The organism is Neorhizobium sp. LMR1-1-1.1, assembly GCF_040675795.1.
GTDB classification, from domain to species: Bacteria; Pseudomonadota; Alphaproteobacteria; order Rhizobiales; family Rhizobiaceae; genus Neorhizobium; species Neorhizobium cellulosilyticum.
Window position 1 is genome coordinate 1 of sequence record NZ_JBEGHE010000019.1, and the last position, 15,229, is coordinate 15,229.

At 57.6% G+C, this 15,229-nt stretch carries 20 protein-coding genes; 8 read left to right on the top strand and 12 right to left on the bottom strand.

Annotated features, from left to right (window positions below; all coding sequences use genetic code 11):
- Positions 1-603: 603 nt before the first annotated feature.
- Positions 604-1,518 (bottom strand): LysR family transcriptional regulator, encoded by a 915-nt coding sequence (locus MRBLMR1_RS10555; protein ID WP_183828899.1) that lies wholly within the window; start codon positions 1,516-1,518, stop codon positions 604-606.
- A 99-nt stretch (positions 1,519-1,617) separates the two neighbouring features.
- Here MRBLMR1_RS10555 and MRBLMR1_RS10560 point away from each other — a divergent pair, with 99 nt between their 5' ends.
- The 7 genes from MRBLMR1_RS10560 to MRBLMR1_RS10590 all read left to right on the top strand — a co-directional run bounded on the left by MRBLMR1_RS10560 (position 1,618) and on the right by MRBLMR1_RS10590 (position 6,621).
- Positions 1,618-2,514 carry a pirin family protein gene (locus MRBLMR1_RS10560; protein ID WP_500064512.1) on the top strand — a complete coding sequence of 299 codons (897 nt, stop codon included), beginning with the start codon at positions 1,618-1,620 and terminating at the stop codon, positions 2,512-2,514.
- Between the two features lie 27 nt (positions 2,515-2,541).
- A complete protein-coding gene (locus MRBLMR1_RS10565; protein ID WP_183688066.1) occupies positions 2,542-3,138 on the top strand; it encodes an NADPH-dependent F420 reductase in 597 nt (198 codons plus the stop codon).
- Positions 3,139-3,288: 150 nt separating this feature from the next.
- The gene (gene wrbA, locus MRBLMR1_RS10570; RefSeq protein ID WP_500064514.1) at positions 3,289-3,897 is read left to right on the top strand and encodes an NAD(P)H:quinone oxidoreductase; all 609 of its coding nucleotides are present in this window, start codon (positions 3,289-3,291) and stop codon (positions 3,895-3,897) included.
- A 73-nt stretch (positions 3,898-3,970) separates the two neighbouring features.
- Entirely contained in the window at positions 3,971-4,744 is a 774-nt protein-coding gene (locus tag MRBLMR1_RS10575) for an SDR family NAD(P)-dependent oxidoreductase (protein ID WP_404946534.1), read from the top strand.
- Between the two features lie 78 nt (positions 4,745-4,822).
- Positions 4,823-5,215, top strand: a complete 393-nt coding sequence (locus MRBLMR1_RS10580; RefSeq protein ID WP_500064516.1) for an ester cyclase — start codon at positions 4,823-4,825, stop codon at positions 5,213-5,215.
- An 11-nt stretch (positions 5,216-5,226) separates the two neighbouring features.
- Positions 5,227-6,003 carry an SDR family oxidoreductase gene (locus tag MRBLMR1_RS10585; RefSeq protein ID WP_062579293.1) on the top strand — a complete coding sequence of 259 codons (777 nt, stop codon included), beginning with the start codon at positions 5,227-5,229 and terminating at the stop codon, positions 6,001-6,003.
- Between the two features lie 183 nt (positions 6,004-6,186).
- Entirely contained in the window at positions 6,187-6,621 is a 435-nt protein-coding gene (locus MRBLMR1_RS10590) for a DoxX family protein (protein WP_183688076.1), read from the top strand.
- Between the two features lie 56 nt (positions 6,622-6,677).
- On the opposite strand, the gene MRBLMR1_RS10595 is transcribed toward MRBLMR1_RS10590, so the two are convergent.
- From MRBLMR1_RS10595 to MRBLMR1_RS10640, 10 genes are all read right to left on the bottom strand, one after another.
- Complete coding sequence (locus MRBLMR1_RS10595) at positions 6,678-7,346, bottom strand: SDR family NAD(P)-dependent oxidoreductase (RefSeq protein ID WP_500064519.1); 669 nt, start codon at positions 7,344-7,346, stop codon at positions 6,678-6,680.
- A 175-nt stretch (positions 7,347-7,521) separates the two neighbouring features.
- A complete protein-coding gene (locus tag MRBLMR1_RS10600) occupies positions 7,522-8,361 on the bottom strand; it encodes an oxidoreductase (RefSeq protein WP_500064521.1) in 840 nt (279 codons plus the stop codon).
- 20 nt (positions 8,362-8,381) lie between these two features.
- The gene (locus MRBLMR1_RS10605; RefSeq protein WP_500064523.1) at positions 8,382-8,684 is read right to left on the bottom strand and encodes a putative quinol monooxygenase; all 303 of its coding nucleotides are present in this window, start codon (positions 8,682-8,684) and stop codon (positions 8,382-8,384) included.
- A gap of 100 nt (positions 8,685-8,784) precedes the next feature.
- Positions 8,785-9,069, bottom strand: a complete 285-nt coding sequence (locus MRBLMR1_RS10610) for a DUF1330 domain-containing protein (RefSeq protein WP_500064525.1) — start codon at positions 9,067-9,069, stop codon at positions 8,785-8,787.
- Between the two features lie 52 nt (positions 9,070-9,121).
- Complete coding sequence (locus MRBLMR1_RS10615) at positions 9,122-9,670, bottom strand: flavin reductase family protein (RefSeq protein WP_500064527.1); 549 nt, start codon at positions 9,668-9,670, stop codon at positions 9,122-9,124.
- A gap of 57 nt (positions 9,671-9,727) precedes the next feature.
- Positions 9,728-10,477 carry an SDR family oxidoreductase gene (locus MRBLMR1_RS10620; RefSeq protein ID WP_500064529.1) on the bottom strand — a complete coding sequence of 250 codons (750 nt, stop codon included), beginning with the start codon at positions 10,475-10,477 and terminating at the stop codon, positions 9,728-9,730.
- Between the two features lie 145 nt (positions 10,478-10,622).
- Positions 10,623-11,627 (bottom strand): AraC family transcriptional regulator, encoded by a 1,005-nt coding sequence (locus MRBLMR1_RS10625; RefSeq protein ID WP_183688086.1) that lies wholly within the window; start codon positions 11,625-11,627, stop codon positions 10,623-10,625.
- A gap of 47 nt (positions 11,628-11,674) precedes the next feature.
- A complete protein-coding gene (locus MRBLMR1_RS10630) occupies positions 11,675-11,947 on the bottom strand; it encodes a hypothetical protein (RefSeq protein ID WP_500064532.1) in 273 nt (90 codons plus the stop codon).
- Between the two features lie 64 nt (positions 11,948-12,011).
- Positions 12,012-12,263, bottom strand: coding sequence for an Atu4866 domain-containing protein (locus tag MRBLMR1_RS10635; RefSeq protein WP_500064535.1), 252 nt, complete (start codon positions 12,261-12,263; stop codon positions 12,012-12,014).
- Positions 12,260-12,829 carry a hypothetical protein gene (locus MRBLMR1_RS10640; protein ID WP_206827431.1) on the bottom strand — a complete coding sequence of 190 codons (570 nt, stop codon included), beginning with the start codon at positions 12,827-12,829 and terminating at the stop codon, positions 12,260-12,262. Before MRBLMR1_RS10640 ends, MRBLMR1_RS10635 begins: the two co-directional genes overlap by 4 nt.
- 140 nt (positions 12,830-12,969) lie before the next feature.
- Here MRBLMR1_RS10640 and MRBLMR1_RS10645 point away from each other — a divergent pair, with 140 nt between their 5' ends.
- On the top strand, positions 12,970-13,869 hold the full coding sequence (locus MRBLMR1_RS10645) for a LysR family transcriptional regulator (RefSeq protein WP_500064538.1): 900 nt from the start codon (positions 12,970-12,972) through the stop codon (positions 13,867-13,869).
- A gap of 550 nt (positions 13,870-14,419) precedes the next feature.
- On the opposite strand, the gene MRBLMR1_RS10650 is transcribed toward MRBLMR1_RS10645, so the two are convergent.
- Positions 14,420-15,034 (bottom strand): alpha/beta hydrolase, encoded by a 615-nt coding sequence (locus MRBLMR1_RS10650; protein WP_500064541.1) that lies wholly within the window; start codon positions 15,032-15,034, stop codon positions 14,420-14,422.
- Between the last annotated feature and the right edge of the window lie 195 nt (positions 15,035-15,229).

Here is a 15,229-nt window from a genome sequence, read left to right on the forward strand (position 1 = left end):
GAGACGCCGAAAATCTGCGCCACGCCGGGGTATGACTACGATCGGGCTACGCCCTCACTCCGTCACACCCCGGCGCGAGTCTCATCCTGATTGACGCTGAATCTCACCTAGATTGCCGCTACGCAGCAGTTTCACGACGGGTGCAGAGCTCGCTGTCGGCGAAGGCATAGCCCAGGTCTGACGGCAGCCTTACAACGGGCGGCGGACGCACCTAAGCTATACCATGGTCGTAAACCCGACCAGATTCTCGAGAGATGAACTATGCACCGCTTTTGGACAGACAACGCCTGAGTTCAAGCTGATGGCGCTGCACGACCAATTTCCGGCTAATGGATGCGAACCTTCGACCTTAAGACATATCGCTAAGCGCCTGAAAAAATGGGAATTTGCGCTGCGCGCTGAGCACCGCCCTCACTGTGGCAGTCCGGCGGGTCGCGACGATGAAAAGTATTGCGCTTTATCTCGCGGTCGCGAGTTGACCTACGACAGCCAAGCGGAAACGCCATCTCGTTGACGGCAACATTGCGTCCCCGGGCGATGCGGGCGGTAATCTGTAATTGCATCGACACGCCAAAACTGTTCGGTCGCGTCTTTTCCCAAAGTCTAACCAGCCGCTATCGGATCATCAATATCTTGGCTCTGGAAATGGTCGATCAGAAAGCGGGCGGCCGGTCCTGGAGGTGTGTCCGTTCGGTAAACAGCCTGAAGGCGGTAAGGACCGCCCTTGCAGTCAGGAAGATCAAGGTGCACCAAGCGCCCTGTCTCTATATCATCTCTCACCATTGGTTCAGGCATGTTGCCCCAGCCAATGCCTTCCTTGAGCAGCATATGCTTGGCGCCAAGGTCCGCGAGGCGCCAGGTATGGTTCCCGACAACAGCGAACTCGTGGCCCTGAGTGAGAGGCGATCTGTCGGTCAGGACCAATTGGATATGTCCTCGCGCCGCGCCCGGAGGGTGAGATCCGCCAGCTAACGGATGATCCGGTGAAGCGACCGGGATGAGTTTGACAAAACCTACACCGATGCGCTCGAGGCCCGCGATCTCGACATCGAGCGGGCCACTGATGCCGATCGCTGCTGTACGGTTGAGAACAATCTGCGTGACCGCACCCAAAGCTTCGACATAAAGACGAAGTGATACGCTCGGAAACTCTTTTCGAAAGGCTTTCAAGGCGTCCATGACTCGGGCGGCAGGTAGCATGACATCCAGCGCAAGGTGGACCTCCGGCTCCACGCCGCGAAGCATACTCTTCACCTTGGCTCGAAGATTATCGATGCCGTGGGCAACGCTCTTAGCTTCGGCGAGGACCGTCCGCCCCTCCAGTGTCAGCTGCGGCTTCTTCGTTGAGAGCCGGTCGAAGAGCGTGACACCCAATTGCGTTTCGAGATTGGCAATCGTGTAGCTGATCACAGACGTCGCGCGGTTGAGCTTCCTGGAAGCTGCCGCGAAGCTCCCCGTCTCTACAACGGTAATGAAGACTTTAAGCTGATCCAGCGTCGGCTGGCCTGGGTCTGACATTTCTAATTCCTCGAACGTTTTCGCCGAAATTATCTGAGTTTTCCGAAACGTCCAGTGGGCCTACCTTCACTCCATCGAATTCAACCGCCGGAGCTGACAATGTCCTATTTGTCGAACGCTGACATCGAGCAGGTTATCCTGCCCTCGACCCGTGATCTCGGAGGCTTCTCCGTTCGCCGGGCGCTGCCTGCGGCCATGCGCCAAATGGTCGGGCCATTCATATTCCTCGACAGTTTCGGACCCGTGCGGTTCGGTGCTGGTGAGGGAATTGATACCCGCCCTCACCCACATATCGGCCTTTCAACACTCACTTACCTTCTGGAAGGTGAGCTGCTGCATCGTGACAGCGAAAGCTACGTGCAGTCGATCAGCCCCGGGGAAGTCAATCTGATGGTCGCCGGTTCCGGCATTGTCCACTCGGAGAGGACGCCGGACCATATTCGCAAGGACGGGGGAAAACTCACGGGCCTGCAGAGCTGGATCGCTCTTCCCAAACAATCGGAAGAGACTGCACCACTCTTTCAGCACCTCGGCGCCCATGAACTGTCGACGATCAATGGTGAGGGCATCGATATGAAGCTTCTCGCCGGCACGCTGCACGGACGGCGCTCACCTGCCAGCACCTTCTCTGAACTCTTTTCTGCAGAAATCCAGCTTCAGGCTGGAGCACGCTACAGGATCGACGGTGAGCATATCGAGCGAGCGATCTTCGTCGTCAGCGGTACGATCGAGATCATCGGGCAGGACGGAACCTACGGCCCGGATCGTCTTATCGTGTTCAAGCCCGGCGCGGAGATCGTGGTGAAGGCGAACGAGCCAGCCCGGTTTCTCGCATTCGGAGGCGAGCCGCTTCCTGAAAAACGGTTCATCCGCTGGAATTTCGTGGCCACGGATCAACAGCGCATTCGCCATGCTGCCGACCAGTGGCGCGAACGACAATTCCCCGGCGTGCCGGGCGACGACGAGTTTATTCCCCTCCCCGACAACTTCAACTGAAACCCCATCTAATCAAGGAGCAATACAATGACTACCTATGCAATCATCGGTTCTGGTGCGATCGGCTCTGCACTTGCTGAACGCTTCCATGCTGCAGGCGTTGACGCCGTTATCGCCAACACACGCGGTCCGGCGTCGCTTCAGCCTGTCACGGACAAGTTTGGCGCTAAAGTGAAAGCGGTCGAGCTCGATCAGGCTCTTAACTCGGACGTCGTCATCCTGGCCGTGCCTTACGACGCCGTGCCGGAAGTCGCCAGCAGAAAGACTGCGTGGGATGGCCGCACGATCGTCGATGCGACAAATGCTATCGACTTTCCTGCTTTCAAACCGCGTGACCTTGGTGGCCGGCTGTCTTCGGAAATTGTCTCCGATCTCTTCCCTGGCGCTCAGCTCGTGAAAGCGTTCAACACCCTCCCGGCCGCTGTCCTGGCTGCCGATCCGGTGAAAGCGAGCGGAAGGCGCGTTCTCTTCCTATCAGGTAACTTTCCAGAGGCCAGTAAGAAGGTAGCGGACCTGATCGCTCGTTTGGGCTTTGCGCCGTCCGACCTTGGCAGTTTCAAAGCCTCCGGTTCACTCCAGCATTTCGGCCAGGCGCTGGTCGCGCTCAACTTGCTGAAAGACTGAACACTCCTCAGGGAAGGCAAAACTGATTTCGACAACGGAATCGCTCGATAAAATCGAACGTAATGGACAAAATTATGCAGCTTTTATCGAATGATGAAAAAGCAGATGTTGCCTCCATCGAATTCACCCACTCCAACGGAGCAAAGCAAAATGACCAAGGTTCTCGTTCTATACTACTCGTCCTACGGCCACATCGAGACAATGGCAGGCTCAATCGCTGAAGGCGCAAGAAGCGCCGGCGCCGACGTTACGATCAAACGTGTCCCGGAAACTGTCCCACTCGAAATTGCCGAAAAGGCTCATTTCAAGATCAGCCAGGACGCCCCGATTGCGACAGTCGCGGAACTAGCGGATTATGACGCGATCATCGTCGGTACCGGCACACGTTTCGGGCGGATGTCGTCGCAGATGGCGGCCTTCCTCGACCAGGCCGGTGGCCTGTGGGCACGGGGTGCTCTCAACGGCAAGGTGGGCGCTGCGTTCGCATCGACCGGCACCCAGCACGGCGGCCAGGAAACCACCCTTTTCTCGATCATCACCAACCTCATGCACTTTGGCATGATCATTGTCGGCCTGCCCTATAGCCATCAGGGCCAGATGAGCAGTGAAGAAATTGTTGGTGGCGCTCCTTACGGGGCAACGACAGTTGCCGGTGGCGACGGGTCGCGCCAGCCTTCGCAGATCGATCTCGCCGGTGCCTTCCATCAGGGCGAAATCGTCGCCCGCACAGCCGAAGCACTCGTCGCTGCCCGCAACTAAACCCGCCTAACTCACTCTTAAAACTCAGCTCCAACCAGACCAGCCGACTGCGATCGGCTGGCAAGGAGAAGTGATGTTCTCGCTTTTCTCAAACAGGGTCGTCGCGGTCACCGGTGCAGGCTCTGGGATCGGTCGAGCGATAGCACTTGGGCTCGCTCGCGACGGCGCGACAGTGCATCTGGCTGATCGCGATGCCGAGGGTCTCACCCAAACGGCAGAGCTCATCCGCGCCGAAGATGGCCGGGCATTCACAACCGAGCTCGATGTCGCGAGCGAACTTCAGGTCGTCGGATGGATTGAACAGATCGATGCCGCATCCGGTCGGCTCGACGCGGCCTTCAACAATGCCGGGATAACCGGCCCTGCAAAACGTATTGAAGATTATCCGTTGGAAGACTTTCAGCGGGTCATCGCAGTCAATCTCCAGAGTGTCTTTCTCGGGATGAAGTACCAGATCCCTCTGATCAGGCGCAGTGGCGGTGGTTCGGTCGTGAACACGGCTTCGGTTGCGGCTTTGACCGGACCCGGAGGCATGAGTGCCTACGCAGCTTCCAAGCACGGCGTGCATGGGCTGACCCGGGTTGCCGCAATGGAGAATGCAGCGCACGGCATCCGCGTCAACGCGATTGCGCCCGGCTGGACGGAAACGCCCATGGTCGCTGCGAACAGCCACCAGAACCCGGCGTTTGCGGCACTCGCTCAGAACGCCATTCCTGCCAAACGCGGCGGCAAGCCGGAGGAAATCGCGGCCGCAGCAATCTGGCTTGCCTCCGACGCTGCCTCCTATGTCACCGGACACATGTTGACCGTCGACGGCGGCATGACGATCGGTGGTTTTGAACTCTGACACCGAACCTTAAAAGGAAAATCCCATGTCAGACCAATCTGAAGCATTGAAAGCAGCGTCCGCCGCAACACACGCGAAGTGCAGTCTGGCGGCAACTTCGAGCTTTTTGACGAGCTTTTCGCCGACGACTTTTTGGACCACACGCCGCAGCCGGGCGGGACGCCAGACAAGGAAGGAGCGCGTCGCCTTTATCACGCGCTGCGGGAAGCCTTCCCGGACTTCCACGCCGAGATCCACTGGCAAGCGGTCGATGGCGATATCGTCACCACCTTCAAGACTTATCACGGGACATATAAGGGCGTCGTCCTTGGGATCGCGCCAACGGGCCGCCAGATCAAGTTCGAAACTGTCGATGCCATGCGCATTCGCAACGACCAGATCGTAGAACACTGGGGTGTCGCCAACCTCTATTATCTTCTGCAGCAACTCGACGCCCTGCCCTCCTCGGCCCCCAAAGTGCCGGAACATTAAGGATCACCACAATGAGCAACAGTAACATTCTCGACGGCAAGGTCGTGATTGTAACCGGCGCATCGAGCGGCATTGGGCGTGCAATCGCCATCCGGGCTGCCGAACATGGCGCCAAAGCAGTTATCGTCTCGGACGTGGTGGAAGCACCGCGCGAAGGCGGTGAACCAACTGCCTCCGAGATCAGAAAACTGGGGGCCAAATCCGTTTTCGTGAAAGCAGACGTCAGCCGCAAGGCTGACAACGACGCCCTCGTTGCGGCGGCAGAAGAATTCGGCGGCGTCGATGTCATGGTCGCAAATGCAGGCATTACGCTGAAGACAGACGGGGCGGAGGTTCCGGAAGACGATTACCGCCGCCTGATGTCTGTCAATCTCGATGGCCCGCTGTTTGGCGCGCAGGCAGCTGCGCGTCAGATGAAAGCACTCAACAAGCAGGGCAGCATTGTCCTCATGGCAAGCATGGGCGGGATCTCTGGCGCCGGCATCACCGTCGCCTACTCGACCAGCAAGGGCGGCGTTGTGCTGATGGCCAAATCACTGGCCGACGCTCTTGGCCCCGACGGTATCCGCGTCAATGCAGTCGCACCCGGCACCATCGACACCGAGCTTCTTCGCACGAGCCCCGGTATCGCCCAGGCCTCCGAGGGCTTTCGCCAGAGGACGCCGCTTCGCCGGCTTGGCAAACCGGCGGAAGTCGGAGATGCTGTGGCCTTCCTTGGCTCTGATCTGTCGAGCTATGTGTCGGGCACCGCGCTCCTGGTGGATGGAGGGCTGCTCTCCGTCATCTGATTTCTCGACCCTCCAGTCGGACCCGCGCCCTCAAAAGCGCGGGTTTTTCTTTGCCTCCATCGTTCGATTTTTTCGACGATAATCTGCGATATTATCCAGCTTTTTCGTTCGCTCGGATGGTGGCAATTTCTCCTCACGACGCAGCCACGGTGGCTACGCCCCACAACTCAAGGAGATATGTCAATGTCTTATTCCGAAGTAATCGCTCAGCGCGCTGAAACCCTTTCCAAGTCTGCCCTAGTTCACGGTGTAACACCCCTTGTTGGCCGTGTCCTTTTGGCGGCAATCTTCCTTCTGTCCGGTATCAGTAAGATCTCTGATCCAGCTGGAACGATCGGCTATATCAATATGGTCGGCCTGCCATTCCCGCCCCTGTCCTACGGCGCAGCCGTTGTGACCGAAATCCTGGGCAGCATCGCCTTGATCCTCGGCTTCCAGACCCGCATCGTCGCCCTGATCCTTGCCCTATTCAGCGTTGCCACGGCGCTAACGTTCCACAACAACCTCAGCGACCTCAACCAGTTCATCCACTTCTTTAAGAACATCGCAATGGCCGGCGGCCTGCTGCAGGTCGTCGCGTTCGGCGCGGGCCGTTACAGCCTCGACGCCCGCCGCTGAATGAAGCAGCCGATCAAAGGAAAAAGCCCGGACCATCGTCCGGGCTTCTCGCACTTTTACTTACTCCATTCCGGACCGCCGTCGGTGCAGGTCTGACCCCCATCGACAGGCAAGACAATTCCGGTTATCCAGGCAGCTTCATCACTGGCAAGAAAAGCAACCGCCGAGGCAATCTCTTCAGGTTGGCCTGCCCGCCTCAACGGAATTCGATCCCAGGCTTTCTCCAGTAGCCCATCATCGTCCATGATGGCATCCACCATTCCCGTAACAGTAAGTCCCGGTGCCACTGTGTTGGCTCTGACGCCGAACTTGCCCAGGTCACAGGCTGCTGAGCGCGTCAGGTTTGCCACGCCACCCTTTGCAGCATTATAGGCCGCATGGCTCCAGCCACCACCAAGGGATGACACGGAGCCGATGTTGACGATCGAACCCTTGGTCTCCTTAAGATGCGGAACCGCTGCACGGCTCATGTAGAAGACACCGGAGAGGTCCGAGGCAATGCACTCGTCCCAATCCTGATCGCTGGTCTCCTCAATGGTGCCGACAAGATTCATGCCGGCTGCATTGACGACAGTGTCGATGCGGCCGAAGCGCTCCACGGTCGCGGCAACAAGGGCGTCGCAGTCCGGCCGTGAAGAAACATTGGCGACAAAGGTGCCGCTGCGCTCAGTCGGCATCTTACAGGCAGCTTCCGATAATCGCTTCTCGGTTCTGCCGGAGATCATCACGGACGCTCCTTCCTTAAGAAGCCGGTTGGCAATAGCGGCGCCGATACCGGAACCACGCCGGTCACAATTGCTACTCTTCCTTCAAATCGCTTTGACATGACACACTCCTTCAATCTCCGTGGCGATGGCCGCGGTAGTTTTGGTTTCGTGTTGGTTTTTTGACTTGATTGGTTCAGGTTGCCGGGAAGTCGGCTGAACGAGACAAGGCCTCCCAGGCAACAACGTTTGCCTTCAGGTCTTCCGCCTTCTTCAGGGCAGCGTCTGCGGCGTCATTGCCGAGCGGAAGGTGGTGCGGAGGCTGCTCAGCCAGCACGGCTTCCCGGATGGCCTTCGCCGCACGTGCCGGGTCGCCAGCTTGCTCTCCCACCGATGCGTGGTAAGCGCGACGTGCCTCGCCCGCTGTCGCCTCGTAATCCTCAATGGACGCAGAGACCTCGTTCGACGAGCCTGCCCATTCCGTCCGGAAGGCGCTGGGCTCGACGGTCATGACATTGATCCCGAGAGGGGCGACTTCTTTCCGAAGCGTATCCGACAGGCCTTCCACGGCAAATTTCGTGGCGCAGTAGTAGCCCACGCCTGTGTAGCCGACCAGGCCGCCGATTGATGTCAGATTGACGATCGTACCACTGCGGCGGGCTCGCATATGCGGAAGCACCGAATGGATCGTGTTGGCGACACCAAAGAAATTGACATCAAACAGGCGACGGGCGTCGGCGTCGGCGGTTTCTTCAATAGCACCGAAGAAACCGATCCCGGCGTTGTTGATCAGAACGTCGATGCGTCCGAAGTGCGCTTCTGCAGCGTCAACAACCTTTTGGCACTGATCCCGATCGATGACGTCGAGCGGGAGGATCAGGGCATCGCCCTTATGCTCAAGATCCGCGATCTTGTCGGTTTTGCGGGCGGTGACGACAACCTGTTCACCCGCCTCAAGCAAGTGTTCCGCGATGTAGCGACCGAAGCCCGTAGAGCATCCGGTGACGAGCCAGACTTTAGGGTTTTGCGTGCTCATTTCATATACTCCTTTCTGTTTCAGGCCTGCGGGGACCGTTGCTGGTAGCCGCAGATTTCCACGTCTTCGACGCACAGGTCCGGGACCTTCGCCATGAAGGCTTCGACGTAAGGTGTGCTCATATGCAGTTTGAAGTCGGAGGCGTGCCGCCAGTCTTCGAGCACTATCCACACGTCGGGAACGCCATTGGACTGGTGGATCTCGTAACGGAGGCAGCCTTCCTCGTTTCGGGACGGAGCGACGAGCTGAAGCAGTTCGTCACCCAGATCTCCTGAGCGGCCCGGCTTTGCGGTGAAGTAGGCCACATTGGTGAGTTCAGCCATTTCAGGTCTCCTTCTCGGTTAGGGCAACACCCGCATAGTGACGGCATGCCTGGAAAAGATCTGCCGCGTCTTTGCGGGAGCTGTCGTGACCTTGCTCTTTTCAGACTCCGTTGATCGCGATGATGCGCGATGCGGCCGCAGCCTGCCGCTGAGCGGCCAAGGGCGCGTATTCGGGGGATGCGAAGAGCTGGCGGATGGCATCCTTGTCCGGAAATTCGATGATAAGCATGTTGGTGGCGGTCCAGCCCTCCAGCTCCAGTGGTGTTTCGTCGATTGCGATCAGCTTGCCACCAGCTTTAGCAACGAGCGGCAAGGCCTTCGACCGGTAGTCTTCGATCGCCTTCATGTCGTGGATGTCGAGATCAACGATGAGATAAGCAGACATAGTTTTCTTCCTTTCTAAATGGGGTGCTGGTGCATTTTGGGCCCGGCGCCTCTCAGGGGAGATGGCGCCATTTGACCATCCGATCTCGAAGGTCGAGTGTGCCGCCATCGACGGTGAACGTTCCGTCACCGCGGTGATGCATCATTCGACGCTCTTTTCGGTTCTCGTTGATCCAGATCCTCGTCGCCTCGAAGATGAAGAGGTTGTAAGAATCCGAGAGCCGCGTATCGACGACCCGGCATTCTATGTTGGCCAGGCAATCTGAGAGGAGTGGGGCTGATACGTCCTTGGCAGGTCGCGTTTTGAGGCCATATCTCTGGAATTTATCTACCCGATCGCCTGAGCAGTTCCCGACGTCGACAACGGTCTCGGCGAGATCAAGACCGGGAACAGCGATGACACATTCTCCGGTTTTCCGGAGAGCATGATAGCTGTGATCCCATGGCCCGATCACACAACCGATCAGCGGCGGGTCGTGCTGGATCATCATATGGAAGCCCATCGTCATCACGTTGGGCTTGCCATTTTCGCTCGTCGAGACCATGACGATCGGGCCAGGTTCCAGGACGCGATATGCTTGAGATGCGGGTAATTCCTTCATGACAATCTCCCTTGAGAGGTCCCTGCAACAATGCAGGGACCCTTCAGGACCGGTCTGTTACCAACCCTGTTCTACTGGCAGAACGAACAGTTCGGCGACGTCCACATGGGCCGGGGCCTGGGCTGCGAAGACGATGGTGTCGCCGATATCCTCGCCCTGAAGGAAGGTCATCTGGCCGGCCAGCTCATCCATCTGCTTGCGGTAGCCCGGATCGGTGATGTGGTCGTAGAGCTCGGTGGCAACTGCGCCTGGCTGGATGCAGGTCACGCGAATGCCATGCTTCTGACCGACTTCCATACGCAGGCCATCAGAGAAAGCCGTGACCGCATGTTTTGTGGCGCAGTAGACCGACAGGCCCTTGAACACCTTGCGACCGGCGATAGACGACATGTTGAACACGTGGCCGGAATGCTGCTTGATCATTTGGGGCAAAACGGCGGCCGTCGTGTTGAGCAGGCCCTTCACGTTCACGTCTACCATCCGCTGCCACTCGTCGACCTTGAACTGATCGATATCGGAGAGGGGCATAAGACCGGCATTGTTGACGAGGATGTCGATCGAACCATAGGCATCGATCAGCTTCTTCACGCCCGCATCGACCGAGGTCGTGTCGACCACGTCCATCTCGATCACAAGGGCTTCTCCGCCCTTGGCTTCGATCTGTTTCTTGAGATCTTCGAGCTTGTCGGTGCGCCGTGCAGCGATACCAACTTTTGCACCGGCTTCAGCAATCTTTGCAGCGGTCGCAGCGCCAATGCCACTCGATGCGCCGGTGACCAATGCGATCTTTCCGTTGAGGTTGGTCATTGTCTTCACTCCTTGTCTCAAAGCCCACCACCGCGGTGGGCGTTTCGTTTTGACAAGGAGGAATTTAAGCCGATCGTCGGCATCCTTCTCTCGGGACCTTGCTCGACCTGTTGCGATCTTGCTCGAAATCGCGACGGGTCAAAAACTAACCTCGCCGGTAGTGGCTCGGCGGCAGGCCGGTTTCGCGACGGAAGACCTGGGCGAAGTGACTTGGGCTCGAATAGCCGACGGACATGCCAATCTCGATGATGCTGGTATCCGTCTCCTGCAGAAGAAGCTGTGCCCGGGCAACGCGCTGGCGAATGAAGTAGCGCGAGGGCGAGAGCCCGGTCGCCTTCTTGAACAAACGACTAAAATGAAATTCGCTCATGCCGACCGTCTCAGCCAACTGGGCGAGATTGAACGGCTCGGCTAGATGTTCCTCCAGGTGGGCCAAGGCCCGACGGAGCTTAAAGCCGGGGAGCGCATTCTGCCGATCGTCGGGAGCTTCACTGGCGGCGTAATTCCGGATGAGATGCACGGCAAGGGTCTGGGCGAGGCCCTGAATGAACAGCTGGCTTCCCTTCCCCTCAGACGTGAGCTCTTGGTGGATCACGGAAAGAAGGAGCGACAGCTGCGTGTCCTTGCCCCCGGAAATGTCGCGAAGTGCAGGAGGGGCGGCGCAGCCCAGCACGTCGTAGGCGACGCGCTCGAACAGCGGAACGGAGAGATAAAGATGCATAACCTGGAAAGGCGCGTCGCCGATAGCGCGCCAGCGCATCTCATATGGGGTGGGAGAGCGGGTCAGGAAAAAATCGCCAACTGTGACCGTATTAGCGACCCATTCCCCGTCAAGGTCACGCTCCTCAACTACCGCTTCGCCTGACATCACCCAGACGATCAGGGGCTCAGCGACTGCGGGAACAAGAAATGGCTCCTGCTTGTTCAGGCGGGAATAGACCTGCACGAACATGTCATTCCACGCCGGACTATCGCCACTGACAAGCGTGCGACCGGCTATATATTGTTCAAGCCCGAGCGGGGACGTCCGCTCGGGCCTTGCAATAACCTCCTCCAGTTCAGGCACGAGTACCGCTGGATAAATGGGCTTCCCGGTAACGGCCGGGATCGGCGGCAAATCGATTTGACGGGATGGTTCGATGGTTTCCAATGCGGACCCTCTCTTAAAACGAGCAGCTGCGAAGGTTGCCTAAGGGCTCAATGGAACCTGTCCTGGTTCACATCTCCGCCCACCACCACCATTAATGATGCGATGCAGCATTTGGTTTCGTCCGATAGGAAGATAAAACCGGTCTCATCCGACTCTTTGAGACAAATGAAGTCCACATCGACGTCGCAAGTGAGTATCTCGGGCTTCGTGGCACTATTCGGAAAGCCTCCAAGAGCATCTTTTTCAAGGAGCGAACGCAAGGCTGCTCCCTCTCCCGGCAGTGCTCGAATGAATGTAACTGCTGCTGTATAGCCACACATGGTCTACTCCATTGAAAAAAGATCGAGCACGCCGGCAGGGTCTGCCGGCGATATCATGACCTGACTACCGCCTGCGATAGAGAACCATGCCGGCGTGGTACAGGACGCCATCAACAAAGTCGCCGTTGGCAGTAAAGCCGGTATCGTCCCAGTACTCGATGTGGTCTCTCGACACCTCGTATCGTCCTTGATAGGCACTTTCGCGTCGGCCACGCGCCTCGTCGTAGCGGCCGTTCGGGAGCAAATGGTGCCGTATGCGGCCGTCTGCGGTCTCCCACATGCCGACATAAGGGTGTGAAGGCGTTGCGGCGGTCATTGGGCCACCTCCGTCTTGCCCAGGAAAGACTGAATGGTCTCGGGCTCGACGACCCAAGCGTAGTTCAGTTCATGGCGGATTTTCCATTTGCCAGCGGTACATTCCCAGCCCAACTGCGAGCGGCCATCGAAAGCGATCACCTTGCCGTCAAGGCGATCGATGCGGCCAACGAAGCCGAGTGTCGTCGAAGCGACTGTCTCGCCGACGATCGCGTCATGACCTCCAGTCAATCCGTGGCGGACAGATCGAGCGGCGTTCTGCAACGCCTCCCAGTTGGCGCCGTAGCGAGCCGAGTTATCAAAGAGCTGTGTGCTGCCGGGCGCAAAATTGTCGTAGAAAACACCTTTCGTATTTTCCAGATCGTAATACGTGTTCAGCTTTTCTGCGAACACGAATTTGCCATCGCCTTCATGTCGCTCCCAACCCTTCATGATCCAGTCCGCATGAAGTGCGAGAGGAGCCTCGGAGCCTTCCCGAGGGCACGCGCTATCTTGTGCAGCGACAGGTCCGGCGCAGAACCCAAGAGCCAAAGCTGCTGCTGCGAGTCTGATCTTGATATGTGTCATGAGAATATCTCCTTCGATGATCGGTTGTTCATGCCTGCCCTGCCGCGATGGCGACCGTTGGACACGGACAATAGGTAGACAAATTCGATTGTCGTCTGTATCCCCTTTCCGCTAACGAGATTGGTTAGCGAGATACGACAATGAATATCGATCTTAACTTGGTGCCTATGTTTCTGGCCGTCGCCGAAGAAGGAAATTTTAGGTCCGCGGCCGACCGGTTGGGTGTTACTCGCTCCGCCGTGAGCCAAGCGATCAGACGTCTCGAGGATATCTGCGGCATCGCGCTCGTCAGCCGCACGACCCGTAGCGTGCGGCTCACCGAAGCGGGCAACCGCTTCCGCGAAACACTGTCCCAACCAATGGCAGAGGTCAGATCTGCGTTCGAGAATGTAGCGGGCGACGCAAGGCCGAGCGGGTTGCTGCGGATCGCGGTGACATCGATTGCCGAACAGTTTTTGTCCGGCCCATTGATCGCGTCCTTCGCTGAAGCCCATCCCGGCATCACGATCGACGTCACGGTGACGGACGACGTCTTTGACATCGTAGACGCCGGCTTCGATGCGGGCGTCCGGCTGGGTGATGTGATCGAGCAGGATATGGTCGCGGTTCCACTGACCAAAGAAGAGAGAGAAGTGGTCGTCGCGACACCGCGATATTTCGAAGTCCACGGAGCGCCCCGGCATCCTCGGGAGCTGGTGCGTCATCGTTGTATCGGTTGGCGTCCCTCTCCAAGTGCTGCGCCTTACCGATGGGAGTTCGAGGAAGATGGAATTCCTATCGACGTTGCCGTTGAGCCGCAGATCACCACCAACGATCTGTATCTGATGGTCCGGACCGCACTCGCTGGTGGCGGTATTACATTTGCGTTGGAGGAGACCTTTCGCTCATACATCGATCGCGGCGAGTTGATCACGGTGTTGGACGACTATCTGCCGCCCTTTCCAGGGTTCTTCCTATACTTCCCCAATCGCCGAAATATGGCGCCCAAGCTGCGCGCGCTCATCGAGCATGTTCGTGCCTACCGAGCGGCCCAACTATAGCCGTCAGCGGCTGGAGTTGGATCAGTTTCGCCGTTTTCCAATCGCTACATCCTGCAATTCGATGAAACTCAGCCTCATGTGTAAATTCGATATCGATCGAAAGCCGTATAGCAGTCCGCGCGGGCAATGCTGACGAATAACATGAGAAGCAGCGCGGGCGTGCCCGCTCTTGAAAGGACCCGAAATAATGGCGCACGTTATGTGGGAGACAGTCTTCCCGGAAGTGTTGAAATTGCGACGTTTTCTATCGATATCCCTCATTTATTTCAGTTGGTCATCCCGATTTTGACCTGCGGCTCTGTGGAGTTAGAGAGATTTTGAAAATGGCAGCGTCTATCACTTGTCCTGCATGACCATCCTCTTTGCGATGTCGGGATCTCGATGCGTCGCACCAGATCGGCACAAAACGGGTTCCACGCTTCGTCCCTATTAACTGCCCTCCGCACACATTCTATGATCACATATCGCAATATTAGCGCTTTCTGTCTAAGCGTATCTTTAATAAACCGGCGGAGGGGAAACTATGCCAGTAACCGGAGAAGTTGCAAAGTCATCGATAGGCCCCAGGTCCCATTCGGAGAACCAATGGACGCATCAGCGCCGCAGGTGTAGATTGGCGCAACACACGCAAACGATGTTTCGTTTGCCAGTTCCCCATGGAATGAGCAAGGATCGAGACTTCCTTCACCTGCGCGTCCTTGGCGAGATATTGGAAGAGCAACTCCAAGGCATTGCGCGTGTAGTTGGTACTCTCCCGATCGTAGCCATACGCGAGCAAAGTTCCCCGGGACGGCCATGTGACCAGCACCGGCGCGATTGCTACGCCAGAATCGTGAACGATCTGGGCAAAGCGATAGACCGAGTCTTCGAACCGATTGTTGAAGCCGTGAATGAAGACCAGCACACTACCGTCCCGGCTCCTCTTGACGGAAGCACTCAGCCATTTTCTGGCATCATCTCGGCTGATTTCCTCCGCCTTCAAAGTCGCAAAGTCCGTGGCTGGAATGGATGGGAGTCTTTTCGGCCATGCCACCTCACCAACTTTGCGCACATTTGCCGGTGGGATGGAGACAGTGATTTCGGCAAAGGCCGCGTCCCTGGCTCGTTCACCGGAAAACATTTCGCCGTTGATCATCGAGCGACTGCGTGTGGTGGTGACTAGCATGTCAACCTTGGTGGATGTGGGGACGCTGCCGGCAACGGGAATGAGAACGGTCGCCGTTCTGATCCTGATTGCCGGTGCCTTTGACTCATCGTATTCACTAATACCGAAAAGATATCCAAACACATGAAACCGCGAGCATGGTCGTTTCCGAGGTCGTCTTCGGGATCTTGCTAACTGCTGTCGCAATTCAGCTGA